The organism is Paenibacillus spongiae, from assembly GCF_024734895.1.
Taxonomy (GTDB): Bacteria; Bacillota; Bacilli; order Paenibacillales; family Paenibacillaceae; genus Paenibacillus_Z; species Paenibacillus_Z spongiae.
The window spans coordinates 3,084,184-3,099,815 of record NZ_CP091430.1 but is presented as its reverse complement, the minus strand read 5'-3'; the positions used below and the strand labels follow the sequence as shown (position 1 = coordinate 3,099,815).

General features: G+C 55.4%; 5 protein-coding genes. All 5 read right to left on the bottom strand.

What is annotated here, in order from left to right; genetic code table 11:
* Nucleotide 1: 1 nt before the first annotated feature.
* The 5 genes from L1F29_RS14285 to L1F29_RS14265 all read right to left on the bottom strand — a co-directional run bounded on the left by L1F29_RS14285 (nucleotide 2) and on the right by L1F29_RS14265 (nucleotide 15,461).
* Nucleotides 2-340, bottom strand: coding sequence for a nucleotidyltransferase domain-containing protein (locus L1F29_RS14285; RefSeq protein ID WP_258388969.1), 339 nt, complete (start codon nucleotides 338-340; stop codon nucleotides 2-4).
* A 109-nt stretch (nucleotides 341-449) separates the two neighbouring features.
* A complete protein-coding gene (locus L1F29_RS14280; RefSeq protein WP_258388968.1) occupies nucleotides 450-11,054 on the bottom strand; it encodes a Tc toxin subunit A-related protein in 10,605 nt (3,534 codons plus the stop codon).
* 524 nt (nucleotides 11,055-11,578) lie between these two features.
* A complete protein-coding gene (locus L1F29_RS14275) occupies nucleotides 11,579-11,752 on the bottom strand; it encodes a hypothetical protein (protein ID WP_258388967.1) in 174 nt (57 codons plus the stop codon).
* Between the two features lie 138 nt (nucleotides 11,753-11,890).
* On the bottom strand, nucleotides 11,891-13,741 hold the full coding sequence (locus L1F29_RS14270) for an ABC transporter ATP-binding protein (protein WP_258388966.1): 1,851 nt from the start codon (nucleotides 13,739-13,741) through the stop codon (nucleotides 11,891-11,893).
* A complete protein-coding gene (locus L1F29_RS14265) occupies nucleotides 13,722-15,461 on the bottom strand; it encodes an ABC transporter ATP-binding protein (RefSeq protein WP_258388965.1) in 1,740 nt (579 codons plus the stop codon). The genes L1F29_RS14270 and L1F29_RS14265 overlap by 20 nt, the downstream gene beginning before the upstream one ends.
* Nucleotides 15,462-15,632: the final 171 nt, after the last annotated feature.

The window sequence follows — 15,632 nt, the reverse complement described above, 5'->3', positions numbered from 1 at the left end:
TTCAGCGTGCGGCCGAATCCGCATTCTGCTTCTCGTATAGGACACGCCCGGAGAGCGAGACGGAATAAGCGAATGAATACGGCTTCCTGCGCTCCTCCTCGTACTCCTCGGGGGTGAGGATAACCAGATCCACTGCAACCGGATACTCCAGAAAAAGCTGCTTCAGTTCAATAGCCCGATACGGGCGGGGAACATCGGTATCGAGCAGAATAAGCAGGTCGATATCGCTGTCTTGCCTGAACGTTCCTTTGGCGCAGGAGCCGAACAGGACGATCTGCTCGGGATTGCAATGCTTGACAACGCTCTGCACCATGCCGTCGATCACTCGTTCCATGACCATTCTCACTGGCCCCCTTATTCAGAGATGCCCCGAATCAGGTTTCCAGGCCGTCAGACCGACAAATTCAACCTGATTCGGGGCACTAACACTTCAGATCATAACTGCTCTATTAATTCGTCCGGTATTGAACAATCAAATACACGCCGTCTACATCGTCGGGCTGAAGGGAGCGGTCGTTCTCGGCATCGTCCGCCTTCAGCTTGAATGTCCAGGCTCCCTTAAGCACAGGCTCGCTGCCGGATGCAAAGGCCTTCTCGCCATGATGAGCCGTACCGTATGAATAATCCTGCGCAAGCGTCATTGTATCCATGCCCGCCGCAGAAGGCGGCAGAAACGACAGCGTATATCCTGTATCGCCCTTGCAAGGAGCAATGACATGAAGCGCGGTTACCCTGACTTCTTTATTGCGGTCAAAGAACGGTACATGCTTGCCCTCGAAGGTAACATTCAGCTGCTGGTCCGCTCCCTGCTGAACCGGATGGAGGAACCGGTACCATTCGCTTGGAAATTCCTGCTTCATATTAAAGATGCGAACGCCCTGCTGCGGGAGGATCGTCTGCAATCCGCCGCGGGCTGCCGAGGCGAGCGCCGCCCCGCCGTCACGGGCCGTGTAATGGACATGCATCACGACATCCGATACCGCCTTGAAATCGATGGCGTTGCAATCATGCGGCATCTCAATTCGCCACAGGCTGACCGCACCCGCACCTTCGAACGGCAAATACCGTTCATCCTTGAAATTCAACTCAAACACCCCGCTATCATGATCTCCGCTGCTCGTTGCAATCGCCCTTGACATTCCATACTGATCCGTAAACCGGCTATCCTCGATGCCGGTACGGACATAAGCGCTTCCCGCCGTACCGCTGATTCTGGTGCTGCTGCTTACGAGCGAGAGCGTGCAGTTCACACTCGTAAGCGGACCGGTTACGCATGGAATGCTGATGCCGACCGATTTCAAGCGACGCATGTAATGCCCCGGATAATCCAGATCGAACAGCCACTCCGGCAATTCGACCAGACAGGCTCCGGTCTCCTTAAGCTTCATTAAGCTGAATGGCGCTGTGACGGCCAGCGACACATGCTTGACGATTTCCAGCTGCCGTGCGTTCTGCTCATAATAAGCCGCATCCAGACGGTTCAAATCATGGGCCAGCTTATCGCCGGCAAGAAGCCCTTTCTTCAAGCTGTCCCAATGGCCGAACTGGATATAGGAGGAGTCCTGCAGTCCCAGCTCATACCGGAACGCTTTCTCCGCGCGTTTCGCGATATCATAGGCCAGCTGATAACTTTGGAAGTACAGAGTTGCAATCTGCCCTTTCATCCAATGGTACAGCTCCGCATTCGTATATTTGCTGTGCATGAACTGCTGTACCGATAAGGCTTGCTCGGTCTGCAGGTCATGATTGCCAAGCTCACGCAGAGCCACTGCGATCCGGATGCGCGCAGCTTCCATTTGCTGATCGATCTGCGCCCCTTCGGTAACCGCGAGCTCCTTCTGATGATCCCACTCTTCCTTGCGGCGCTGATAGCTCCCTACCGTCGAAGCCATGCTGGCCATCTTATCAAGCGCGTTGGATATCGCCGACATCGTCTTCACCGCATTCTCTGCGGCATCGCCAATCTTATCGCCGCCAGTCTCCGCAGTCGCCGTCGGCGAACCGCCGAAGCCGGACGCGCCGATCGTGAAGTTCGGGATGAGCTTCAAGCCTCCCGCCATGATATAGCCCGCCGCAATGGCCGTATCCAATAGCGTCGATGCGCCGGAGAGAGACAGAGCGGTAATTTCCCATGCGTTCATGAACGGTAAGTTCGTATAATAAGCGATCTTCTGATCGGCGGCCTCCCTCGATTTCCCGAGACTTGCAAGCGTCGCCTCCTGCTCCTTCACCGCCTGCGCCTTCACATCCCGGATTTGCTCCAGCAGCTTAATCTCATGAGACATGCGCAGCAGAGCCATCTCTTCGGCGTCGCTCTTCTCCAGCACGGCGAGCAGCTGAGAACCGAGCGACTTCACTTCTTCGCACAGCTGCTTTGCCTTCTCTAACATGATCGGGAAGCGATAGTTCGGATGCGGCGCATTCAGATCATTCAGAACACTGCCGATATCGACGCCGGCGGCCGCCGCTTTCACGAGCAGCGCGGGATCGATCGGCGGCTCGAACAACGGAAGCTGACGGAATTTTCCGTCGATGTTGAGGCTGTGGCGGATCTTGAACAGCCGGTCCTCCACCGTATCCCAGTACTCCACCAGCTTATCGTTATGCGGGATGCCAAAGTAGAACGTCTCCATCCTCGGGAGCTGTTCGGCCCCGCCGCTGCCAGGCGTCATCTGCACGGAAGGCGGCAGCAGATTCTCAACCTCGACCAAGGCATTGCCGAACGCATCCAGCTTCGACTCCAGCTCCGCATAAGTCATATCTTCGACCGAGTAGGCCGAAGGGACACGCTGCGGACGCCTGCCTAATATTTCTCCGGCCAATACGTACAGCAGCGTCGCTTCGTTAATCGATTCCAGCGTGTCTCTGCGGAACTCCTGATCTGCCCAAGCAATGAGATTATCGATATACTTCATCACCACGGTCCGCTGGTAGGCAATCGGCCGCAGTCTGGCGATGAGATGCGGCTTGAACGGGTTCTCCCGCCACATTTCCACCTGCTTCTCGTATTCCGGGCTTCCGGCATTGACAAGCTTGAGCAGATTGTCGATCCGCTGGTTGTGATAATCCGTCGCATTATATTCGTAGAACGGCTTCATCTTCCAATATTTTTGCGGGACAGGCTGATTATCGGTGCATGTGGGATCGAAGATATAATGAAACCACTTCATCGCCTCTTCGAAACGCTGGTTCTGGCTCAATCTTGTCGCGATCATGAGCGGCGCATGAAAGAACAGCTCCCAGTTATACAGCGCATAGGCGCCCCCGATGGAGAAATCGACGATCTCCTTCCTTGCGCTTTCCCCCGGAGCCGTCGTTGCCAAGGGCCGATATTCACTTACAAAATCGAATGAATTCGCCGGCGGGATCGACTGCGGCTCGGTCTGGACCTTGCGGCTCAGCAGTCCCGGAATACCCGTCCGGTTCAATTCGCGAATAAACAGCGTCGTATATGGATGGTAGAACGGATACATCGTATACCGGATACGATACGGCGTACTGCCCGGATCCGAAGGCAAATCGGTTGTAAAATAATTGCCCGCCTTATACTCCATCATTGGCTTGATGAAGTAAGCTCGTTCAAGGTCCTGATAGAAGAACGGCCGGCTTGCCGAATCAAACTGAATATCCTGCTGGGTAATCACAAGCGAGAACGGCGCGTTTGCGCTGTCCAGCAGCCTTCCGTCGTCGACGCGCAGCCCATGATTCGTCAGCACATTCAAATCGTCCAGATTCAGCACATGCGTATTGTTCACCAGATGCGTATTGCGGTAATGCATGCCTGCAGGCAGCAGCTGGTGAGGGCTGCGGTCGTAATAGCCGAGCACCCTGATCAGGCGTCCATCTTCGCCGAAGTGCCGGTTGATCCCCTCGGACACGGAGCCGGTCAAATTCTTCATATACACATCGATGACGTCGCCGTTATAGACGAATGAAGAGGAATGCCACGGGCGGGTCGTTTCGTTGAACCGGGTACTGGTCTTCGTCGCCCATTTGTCCTCTTCCGGATAATAGAATTCCGTATCGTTGAATTCCAGCGAGGTGGAGATAAAGAGATCCATCCATAGATATCCGCTGCGCAGGCGAGGCTTCAAGTGGTACGACGTCGTCGGACGCTCCCAAGGATGGATGAGCTTTCGCTTCGATATTTTCTTCGGCGACCAGGCACCGTTCCTCTTCACGGACCAGGCAAGTTTAATTTCCCAATATTTAGGTGATTCCGGCGCTCTCTTAGGCGATTTTTCCGCTACTGCAGGCGGCTGAGTATGACGCTTAGGCAGCATCTCGGTAAAGACCGGCCAGAAAATATGCAGCTTCCGGTTGTGGACCGCGAGCGTCGCATGATCGGTTTCCAGCTCCAGGTCGATTTTCTCCCAACCGGTCCAGTAGCTATTGTCGATGTATTGACGGTAGTAATATACCGAAGGCGTCGCCTTGGTTCTCGCGAGGACATGAACGATGTTGCGGGTGCCCTCAATCTCATGGTACATCGAGCAAATATCAAGCCGTGCCACTTCGTCCAGCTTATCCAGATAGGTCAGATAAGCAGCTTCGACATGGTCTTCGGTAATATCATTCTGCGATATATCATTCTCAAGCGATTGGAAAAATTCCGACTTGTCGTCACGCAGCTCAGGCTCCGTCCAGTTCTCCGGATAGAGAAAAACTTTGCGGTTTGCCTCCCATATGCGGTAATTCTTCATCCACTTCCATTGATCCCATCCGTCCGTCTCCTTGGCGGTCACTTCGCTTCCTTCGAGATTCATCAGACATCTCTGCACAAACAGCTGCACGGAGCTGATCGCCTGCTTCAGGCGCGACGTCATCTGCTGCGCGCCCATCTCCACGTCCAGCAGGAAATACGCATACAGGTCGTTCACATGATCCCAAGCAAGCGGGTTATGCGCAATCAGATAAGATACCAGGGCATCGCGCTGCTTCTCGCGCAGCGGATCCTTAAGCGCCTTGGCCAACGTAAGCCACTGGCCGTCCTCAACCTTCGCCTTGACCGATTGCTTCAGCGATGCGGCTTCCAGCGGACCCGGGTTCGAATTCGTCCAGGATTTGGCTGTCACGGGCGCGACGCCGAGCTTCTTCGACCATAGCATCGCTTCGCTCAAGCGCAGAAGCGCTGCCCCCTCCCGGTAACCTGCCGGAAAGGCGATACCGAGGATGCCGGTATCCGCAAGATCGCCAGGTTCGCCAAGCAATTGCCCAAGATCGGCAGCCGGCCATCCCACAGCTTTCGCGAGCATGCCATGGCAGCTGCGCTTCGCGGCAGCCTTCTCGGCTTCGGATGCTCCGCTATCCAAGGCAAATATGGTCGTCATGACCGCTGCCAGCTCGGCATTCGTCAGCGGAACGCGGTCCCGCACCTCCATGAACGCGCTAAGCTTCAGCCATGCCGCGAACGCGGCTGCAGCTTGCGCCGCAGTCGTTCCGCCTTCAGATACCGGCAGACTGCCGGGATGAAGCCATCCTCCGGCCGTCGCTTTGTCGCAAACGACCGTTAACAGCTCTGGCGTCAGCTTCCACCGATGGATGATAGAAGCAATTTTCACCAGCAGCGTGTAGGTTTGGAACACGGCTGGATGGCTTTCCGGCGTAAGACGCATATTCGGACTGCTCTCCACGAAGGACGGAGCCAGAAAATCCGCGATTGCGGGACGCCTCACCGCCGGATCCGCTCCCGGATTCGTAGGCGATTGAACATATCGCGTGAGCAGCAGCTCTGTCATGGCGCTGTCCAGCTTCAACGCTTCACTAAGCTTCTGTTTGACCGTCAATTCGCTAAACGAGCTTCGGATATGCGGCAGCAGCTTGGCGAGTACATAAACGTAGCGATCGGCCGGCGTCAGGCTGCCGTTGAACAGGCCGGTTATGTCGCCTTCCGTCAGGAACGGCTCTTCCGCGGCCTGCGGCTCCATCGATTTGTCCTGAAGCGCTTCGACCGCCGAGCGGTATGCGTTCTCGCCCGGCTGCGCGAGCGAGAGGAGCACATTCCTCTCCGCATCGGTCATGACGCCAAGAAAACGCAGCTGCTTGGCAGCTTGGTCGTAATGCATTCTGGGCTGCAGCACAGCGGGAACGACTACACTGCTTGGAAGCTCGCCGAGATAGACGCTGGATTGGATGAAGCCCCCCGAATCCGGCCAAGCCTCAAGCTGCATGACGGCGCGTGCGTAATTCTCGTCGGATGACAGGGCGAGCAGCTTCAACCGTTCCGCAGCTCCGATCGCCCCTGCCGATCGAAGCTGGCTTGCTTGCGCATCATAATACACCTTGGAACGAAGCGCAGCCGGGATGACGAGTCCGGCAGGCTTCTCTTCGAGGAAAGCCGCATACTGCGTCAACCGGAAGCTGCGCAAATTCCGTCTTACGAAGGACCTTGGTTCTTGGAAAAGCTGCTGAACGGCCGTCCGATAGGAGGCATCCGCAGACTTCTCGATCAAGTACGCGCGGCGGACCTCCGTCATCACGCCGGTTATCCGCAGCTTCTTGCTTGCCGCATCATAAGCGACCGCTCCGCGCAATCTTGCAGCTTCAGAATCGAGGTCCTCGATCGCCTGCCGATAGGGAGCGTCAGCCGACGCATCCAGCAGCTGCCGCTTCTCTTCCGGCTTCAACGCCATGGTAAGGCGCAATTTACGAATAGTACCGTCATAACGCAGCCGCGACTGCAGCGATTCCGGAATCGCGATTCCCGGCGGCATCGCATGGAGGTTCACTTCATAGACCCCGATATCATTGTCGATCGCCGCCTCTGAAGGCAATGCTTCAAGCGGCGCCTCGAACACGGCGGCATCCCCCAGCATCGCCATGATCGGATCGGTTACCGCCGGGCTCCACGCCAGCTGCTCCAGCTTTTTGCGCGTGATGTCCCCGTTCGGATCGGCCGCGCCGCTTTCATCGGTATTGTCATCTGCAATGGTGCGCAGCGCCCGAAGCAGTTCAAGCAATACCGAACCGATTTGACCGTTGGTTGGAGCGGCAGACGATTCGGATGCACGCTTATGCCGGAGCAGCCAGTCAAGATCCGCTGCGCTCAATCCCGATTGGCGCCGGATATAATCGGCTTGTTCCATGAATTCGATGGCCGAAGCGATGTTCGGGAACGCAAACGAATCGATCGCGGATAGCTCGCGCAACGTTATATAATCCCGGATGGATACTTTCAATGCCTTCGCCATCGAGACATGTCGATGCAGGATGGATAGATTGCCAAGATTCATCTCATCGGCGACCTGAGTACTCTTCATAAGCAGCAGAAGGTCCGGCTCGGTTAATCCGAAGGCAGCCAATAGCGCAGGCTTATGGGCTGTCAGCGGATTGGCATTCCCGGCCGAATGCGGATGAAGCAGCTCGGTGCGTGCGCTATTGAGCTCAAACGCCTCATCCGGCGGGTTCAACACCGCCTTGCTGCGAAATAGCCGGTCATACAGCGGCGATTCTACCGGCTCTCCGTCAATAGCCTTATAGGTAACCGTCTCCATGCTGTTCCACCAGCTTAATAGCGTGGATAGCGGAACGTTCCATTCCTGCTGCAGCCGCTTCACATGCGACAGCCGAATAAGGAATGGGTCGCTTATTCCATCCGATTGCATCAATACACGCATGATGCGGTCGAGCTCCCGGAACCCGTAACCTGCCGCATCGGCCAGACGGACGAAGCGGTGCATCCTGTCGAATGCGGCAACGATACGCTGCTCGCGCTCGGCAGCGTTAGCTGCGGCTGCTTTCAGCACCAGCTTACTGAGCGTGCAGGTCAGCGGATCTGCCGGATCCAGCGATTCGATGACGAGCTGGCGAACCGGTGAATGAGGCGACTCAGGCGGATTAACATAATCCGTATCGAGCAGCTCCAGCAATTTCTTATAACCGCCGCCGGTGTCATTCTGTCCCCCGATGAATCCGGACCGCCTCAGCAGCAGATCCACTCTTGTGATCAGCTGATGCCACTTGCCGGTCAGCGTCGTATCCGGATCAACCGGATCGGTAAGCGATGCAGTCTCTGAGGAAAAGCCCCAGAACGCCCAGGGTGGGACAACGGATAAATTCACGCCATCGACAGTAGCGCGATTTCCCGTTATGACCGCCCAAGATACGGGTGTCAGGCCGAGATACTCCCGCGCGAAATGCTTATCGTTCAACATCGCATTACGCTTGTCATGCGTTGAGAATGCTTCAGCCATGCGGTCCCGTCTTGTGCCCAGATGAGCAAGATAGACGCGCGTCTCCTCCTGCCAGAGATGGAACGGCAGGTTCCATGGGTAAACTTGAGACAGGAGCTTGAGGTATGCATCATGATGGACATATTGCGGATTAGCCGCAAGCTCCGCTGCAGTACCGGTTGTCTGTCTGCTGCGGGACATGACGCGAAGCGCGCCGTCCTTCAGCTTCACTTGATACCGGAAGGCAGATTCAGCAATCATCCATCTGGCGCCTGCTTCTTTCACCTCGATTGAAGCCGCATTCGAGAGCGGAGGCACGAAAGCATTTCGCAGCGGAGCCGTTATCTCCTTCACATCCAGCGATGCAGCCAATCCGATTGGAAGACCAAACGGAGCGAATGCCGGAGGCGGCGCGACTGCCTCTTCCAGCAGTTCGTTCACCAGGTCGATATAGGGCAGAACGATGTTGGTATTGCCGCAGGAGAGCTCCAGTTCCCCGATATCCGGACGTCTTCGAAGCAGCACGTGCTTGGCGCTCTCGCCCGCCTTGACCGCGTCCTTCTCATTCAGAAAGCGGAGAATATCGACCATATAGGCCGCGGGACTGTACACCGAGCGGCAATCCTTGCACGCGCAATAATCCAGCGAGCCGAACAGCGCCTCGAGACTGGGGAATTCCTGGATCTGCTTCCGCTGCTCCTGCGTCGCCGTCCATGGCAATATCGCTCTGGGTGTCATTTGCTGGAACTCGGCTCGATACTCGCTTGCTTTGGCCAGCAGCATGGCATAGTTCCGCGAAGCCAGATCATAGACCTTCTTGGACTCCAGCTTCGTGAAGCCCTGCGCGGCGAACTTCTCGGCGAACCGGCTCTTGCCTTGAAAATACACATGTGCCGAGCTATGCCAATTTTGCTTCAGCAGCCCAATTCCCGTATTCACGCTCGGGGCCATCTTGAATGCTCGCTGCATCATTTTCAGCTCCGCAACCGCTTCTCCCCGCAGAGCGGCTTCAGCGCCCTTCTCCTTCAGGAATTGATCGATGTTCGTCCGGCGCAGGTCGAATTCCGGCAGCTTATCGCTCATGCGCACCAGTTCGTCGCCGTGCTCAATCGAAGCGACGACAGGACTGGCCGCCGCCGACATGAACGATTCGGTCGGATACAGATCCTCGGTCTTACTCTTCATAATCGCTGCGAATCCATTCACTTTCTCCGTCTGATTCGCGCCATCGACATTGTCGGGATAGCCCTGTCCGCCTCTTGCGATGTTGGCTTGAATATGCGCAACCCAATCCTCATGGCTCAGCTTCGCCAAGTCGCGGGGATCTGCAACGATCTGCTTCATATAATTGACCGTCGGCATATGGTTCTTCGCGACAGCCGCGACGGCAAACGTCTTCTTCAAGTCGGTTAAGACCGGTTCGGAGAAGGTTTGCGCCTCGTTCTCAAGGGCAACCCAGAACTCGCCCGTCGTCCCGCGATGTGCCGTATACAGCTCGGAGAATCGGTTGAACCCGGTAACCGGCAGCTTGGAATTCTCAAGAATAGTCTTCAAGCTGGCATTGCCGCTAAGATTAGCGCTATTCAGCGCATAAGCCGTACGCAGTTGATTTAACTGCGCGATAACGGCGTCGAGATTCGCCAGCCATGTGCGTGGAACATAATTGCTTCGGATCGCCGATTCAATCGCCTGCTTCTGCAGCGCCTCCTCCATGAAAATAACGCCGGCCAGCGTATTGTCGACCAAACGGTCGATCAACTGCCACTGCTGCGTGCTCTCGATCAATGCGCCCGGCAGGCTGACCGGCAGGTTCTGACGCAGAAAAGCGTAGCACACGTCCGGCGCCAATCCGCTCTTGGCTCCCATCCGGCTGGCAAGCGCAAGCTTCATGATATCGTCCGCCGATTTCCCCGTATGTTTAGCCAAGTACGTCAGATCCTGATGGACCGCGCTTTCCTCCAGCTGCTCCAGCTTCAGCTCGCCAAGCTCAGGCTTCAGCGCCTTAGTCAGTATCTCAACCTCCGAACTTCCGACATACGGCAGATTACCTTCGGTATAATTGACCCATGCGACATTACCGGGATTGGCGATCGTTTCCGTCTTCAATACATTCCCATGCGGATCAATGAGCTTGACGACAACCGGCTTGACCTGCTTGCCGTTCATGGGCGGATCATATTTAAGATCGTAGAAGCCGTTGGCAAGCGACTTCTGTTCTCCTAACAGCTTCTCGCCGCGGATCGACTTTTCGTACAATTGAACCTTGATGCCCTGCTGTCCTTGCCACAGCTCGTTGCGAATGGAACCGCGGATGCGGAATGCCGTTTCCCGTTCAGGCGGAGCGGGATTCCCGGCATGAATGACCTGGTTCAGCTTCTCCGCCGTCCCGCGATCCACCTCCCCCGTTACGGCAAGACCGTGCTTCTCTTGAAACTTCCTGACGGCTTCCATCGTGCTTTTGCCAAACCGTTTCTGCTCAGCCTCGCTTATGTCGATATCCATCTTCAGGAAGCTGAGCGACTTCTGAAGCTCCTCGACCGCATCCTTCGCCATATTAAGCCGCATCGGGTAACGAATCCGCGTTATATCGTTCAAATGATCGACCTTCAGATGCTTGATTACCGACTGTGCAGGCTTACCGGCTTCTCTCGCAGCCATAGCTTCTTTCAGCTTCGCAAGCGTTGGTTCGTCCAGCTCCCCGGTTTGCTGCAGGCGATGCGTCTTCTGAAATTCGGCAACGGCTAGCTGTGTCGACTCGCCGAGTATGCCAAGCGTATGCTCCTGTTCGGATACCGTAAACTTAAGTTTGCCCAGTGCCCGTTGCAGCAGCTTGACATCGTAGTTTTGAACATTCTTCGTTAATTGTCGGCCTGGAAGTTTCATCGTCTTCCCCCTCGTGGTCAGGCTAATCGCCTGTACCGGTATGAAACGCAAATAAACGGTTTCCCGTCGATTGTCGAATCTGGGTGCCGGATTGTTGCGGCCATTCGAGCTTTAGGGCACAGCAAATACGTGTATGATTCCTGCAGAAACAGACATTGATCATTCGGCCCTATTCAAATTGTCATTCGAATCGTAAGTCTTGCCAGAATGCGGGTATTGTGAGTACGATCTTGAGATGCGGGAGGATGCTGCGGGATGATTGAGGCAATGAATCACTAGGATGACGCGGCAAATTCATCCCCCATCTTATCAGAGCAATCGGCTTGATCACAATAGGGACAAGGAGCCATGACAGCGAGTGCAAAGCGAGTTGGATTTAAGAGAAATATGTTGGATTTATGCGACGCGGGCGCGAGCCTTCCGTACCGGAAGTTTATTAATGGGCGAATAAAAAGCTTGATCGCTCAAGCTTTTTTTATTCGCATCTTCCGCGAAGGCATCTCCTACCGCGGACACGGTTCGGGTTAACCATTTTCGATGCGCCCTCGCTGCTTGACCGCCCTTACGGTGAAATATTTTTCCGCCCAGGCTTGATTGCCCCCGACTGCTCGATGTCTGATTTCGATCTTGACGATCTCGCTGCGATGAGCCCGGCAAGGGATTGAACTGATCCCGATTGCCGACCGTATACGTCTCATGTATCCGCACACCCAAGTTATGAAGAATGGATATTTTCTATGACAGTCCCATGTGATTGCAATCAGATTTGCACACCAAACAAAGAGGCTGTCCGTTGACCGGACAGCCTCACTTCATTTCACTTCACTTCAAATCGATCATGTTCCGAGCCCCATCGATTCGCCTTTGAGCTGCCCTTTGTACAAGCTGCTGTAGAAGCCTTCCCGTTTCAACAGCTCTTCATGCGACCCTTGCTCAAGCAGCCGTCCATCCTTCAGCACCAGGATTCGGTCCGCCTTCCGGATCGTATTGAGCCGGTGCGCGATCACGAAGCTCGTCCTCCCTTTCATCAGCCGCTGCAGTCCTTCCTGGATCTTGATCTCCGTTATCGTATCGATGCTGCTGGTCGCTTCGTCGAGGACGAGTATCGACGGATCGGCCAGAATCGCGCGGGCGATCGCGAGCAGCTGCTTCTGTCCCTGACTGATGCCGCTCCCGTCGGCGCTAAGCCGTTTGTCATAGCCTTCCTTGAAGCGAACGATGAAGGAATGGGCATTTGCCAGCTTGGCCGCCGCCTCCACCTCGCTATCGGTCGCATTCAGCCTGCCATACCGGATGTTCTCCCGGATCGTGCCTTCGAATAGGAAGGAGTCCTGCAGAACGAAGGCCATATTTGAGCGCAAGCTCTCTCGCCGGATTGAAGCCAATTCCCGGCCATCGATCGTAATCTTACCGCCGCTCGGCTCATAGAAACGGGAGAGCAGCTGGATTAACGTCGTCTTCCCGGCTCCTGTCGGACCGACCAGCGCAATCATCTCGCCGGGCTTCGCCTCGAAGTTGATCTCTTCAAGCGTAGCGCCGCCTGCTTCGTATGAGAAGGAGACGTTGGAGAAGCTCACCGCTCCAGCAACATGATCCAGTGTGACGGCCGTACCTTCGTCCTTGGTCTCCACATCCTCGTCCAGCACCTCGAACACCCGCTCGGCGCCAGCAATGGCGGATAATAACGTATTCCACTGATTCGCCAGATCGTTGAGAGGCCTTGTAAACTGTCTCGCATATTCCACAAACATGATGATCACCCCGACGGTAATGAAGTCCTTGATCACCATTATTCCGCCTATGCCGGCTATGATGGCGAAGCTGAAGTTGTTCAAGCCGTTCATCAGCTTCGGAATGAAGCTTGAGATCGTCAGCGCCCAGAAGCCCGAGCGATAGATTTGGTCATTGCGCTCGGTAAAACCGCGTATAACCCGCTCTTCCTGCGAGAAGGCCTTAATGACCCGCTGGCCGGACAGCGTCTCTTCGATGTAGCCGTTCAATTCGCCCAAGTTGCGCTGCCGCTGCTTGAACAGCGGACCTGTGCGGCGCGTAATCCAGCGCATGCCGAGCGCCATGAGCGGAACTACGGTAAAGGTAAGCAGCGTTAGGAGCGGGCTGAGCCATAGCATGACGGAGAGCGTTCCGACCAACGTCAGCGCGCTGGAGAAGATTTGGATGGCCGAGCTGTTCAGCGTCCCGCTCACATTCTCGATATCATTGGTCACGCGGCTCATGATTTCGCCCTGCTGGCGTTTGCTGTAGAACGGGATCGGCAGCCGGTGCAGATGGGCGAACAGATCGGTTCGCATCCGATAGACCGTCTCCTGCGCGATCCCGATCATCCATATATTTTGCAGCCAGCTCACGAGCGAGAACAGAATATAGACCGATGAGAGGACGAGCAGGAATTGTATCCAGGACGGACCTCCCGTACCCTCGATGTAATCATCGATCGCAACGCCGATGAGATAGGGTCCGAGCAGCGCAAGCGCCGAACTGAGGACCACCATGGCCAGCACCAGCGTAAGCTTCCCTCGGTGCCGGGCCAGATAGGTCCATATCCGGCCAAGCGTGACCGTCCAATTCTTGGCCTTCGCCTTCGCTTTCTGCCCTTCCTGATTCTTCGCCGCGCGAAGATTCAGCTGTGGAGACGGATGGCGAAACGGCTCAATAAGCTCTTTGAACATGCTGCGCCTCCTCTCCATACTGCGATTGATAGATCTGTCTATACAGCGGCGAACGGGATAATAGCGCTTCATGGCTGCCTTTCTCGATTAACCGTCCTTCGTCCAGCAGCAGAATGAGATCGGCTGACATCGTAGAGCTTATTTTCTGCGTGACGAGGAATGTTGTGCAGGACAGATCGGTTAACGAATTAAGCAAGGCGGCTTCCGTCCTGACGTCAAGCGCACTGGTGCTGTCGTCGAGAATAAGAATGGATGGATTCCTGACGAGCGCCCTGGCGATGGAGATGCGCTGCTTCTGCCCGCCGGATAGATTGACTCCGCGCTGGCCAAGCATCGTATCGTAGCCTTGCGGCAAATGAATAATCGTGTCGTGGATTTGAGCCCGCTTGGCGGCCTCCTGAATCTCCTCCATCGTCGCGTTCTCTTGCCCCCAAGCAATATTGTCGCGCACACTGCCTGTAAAGAGCAGCACCTCCTGAGGGACATACCCGATTGCATCGCGAATCGCCGCAGCGTCCAGCTTACGGGCATCGGCTCCATCGATTCTTACGGTTCCTTCATTCTCCTCATAGAGGCGGGTAATCAGCTGCACGAGCGACGTTTTTCCGGAGCCTGTTGCCCCCAGAATGGCGATCCGTTCTCCGGGACGGGCAGTGAAGGAAATCTCTTCTAGCACGTTGATCCCGTTATTCGGATAGTGGAAGCCCACCTGCTGGAACTCGACATGGCCTTGAATCCGCGGCAGATTAAGCGGAGCACGTTTGTGCTCATCTGCATTGTTGTCAGTGGCAAACACCTCGTTGATCCGTATGGCGGAAGCCCTTCCCTTCGAGAAGGACACGACAAGCCAGGAGATGGCCGACAACGCTCCTATCGTCCGTAAGGAATAGTTGACCACGGCAACCACTTCGCCTACCGAGGCGCTGCCGGCTGCAATATCTCTCCGGCCGAACCACAGGATCGCGATGATCCCTGCATTGCCGATAAGATAAATAAACGGCATGGTCGTTTCCGTCAAACGAAGCGCCGATACCGTTCCCCTCATTAAATTAGCGCTTGCTTGGGCGAAACGGCCGACTTCATGGCTCATTCGCACAAAAACCCGGATAAGCCTGATCCCCGTCAGATTTTCTTGAATGACGCCGTTGACGGTGTCGAGCCTGGCTTGGACAGTGCGGAACAGCGCAGCCGACTTCTTAATCACCCACGCGATGAACAAGAGAAGAAACGGAACCGTTATGGCCATCAGCAGCCCGAGCTTCAGATCAACGATCAGCGCCATAATCATGCTGCCTGTCACAATGAGCGGTACGCGCGTCATAAAGCGCAGGCTCATAAATACCAAGTCTTGCACCTGGCTGACATCGCCGGTTAATCGGGTAATCAGCGATGAGGTCGCGAACCGGTTAAATACCGGATAGGCGAAGGACTGCATCTTCTCATACAGCTTGTCCCGGAGATCGTACCCGAACCCCATGCTGGCATGTGAAGCATAGAAGGAGCTTGCAATTCCGCACGCGAAGGCGAAGACGGCGCTCCCCGTCAGCACCCCGCCCCAGAGCCACACGACGGAGAGATCCTGCTTCATGATTCCATCGTCGATTATTTTCGAGATCATCAGGGGCTGAACCAGCTCTACGCTAAGCTCAACCAGCAGCATGGCTAAAGCTACAATTGCCGCAACCCGGTATTTCTTTAGAAAAGTGAAAATTATGCCCATTCCCATTCCTCCTGACGCCCGGAGAACCGCTAAATCAACCTCGTTCGTTCAATAATGGCCTCCATTTTGTTTGATACCTTAAGAATCCTGACCACCCATATCGATTTTTGACCGTTTGTATATTATACCTTATTCAGGTAAGGTTTCGTAAACCGTTTCCATACCCGATTA

What these genes read in the sequence shown, in the direction of transcription:
- L1F29_RS14285 (WP_258388969.1), bottom strand. Translation starts at nt 340, where the DNA reads ATGGTCATGGAACGAGTGATCGACGGCATGGTGCAGAGCGTTGTCAAG.
- L1F29_RS14280 (WP_258388968.1), bottom strand. Translation starts at nt 11,054, where the DNA reads ATGAAACTTCCAGGCCGACAATTAACGAAGAATGTTCAAAACTACGAT.
- L1F29_RS14275 (WP_258388967.1), bottom strand. Translation starts at nt 11,752, where the DNA reads ATGAGACGTATACGGTCGGCAATCGGGATCAGTTCAATCCCTTGCCGG.
- L1F29_RS14270 (WP_258388966.1), bottom strand. Translation starts at nt 13,741, where the DNA reads ATGTTCAAAGAGCTTATTGAGCCGTTTCGCCATCCGTCTCCACAGCTG.
- L1F29_RS14265 (WP_258388965.1), bottom strand. Translation starts at nt 15,461, where the DNA reads ATGGGCATAATTTTCACTTTTCTAAAGAAATACCGGGTTGCGGCAATT.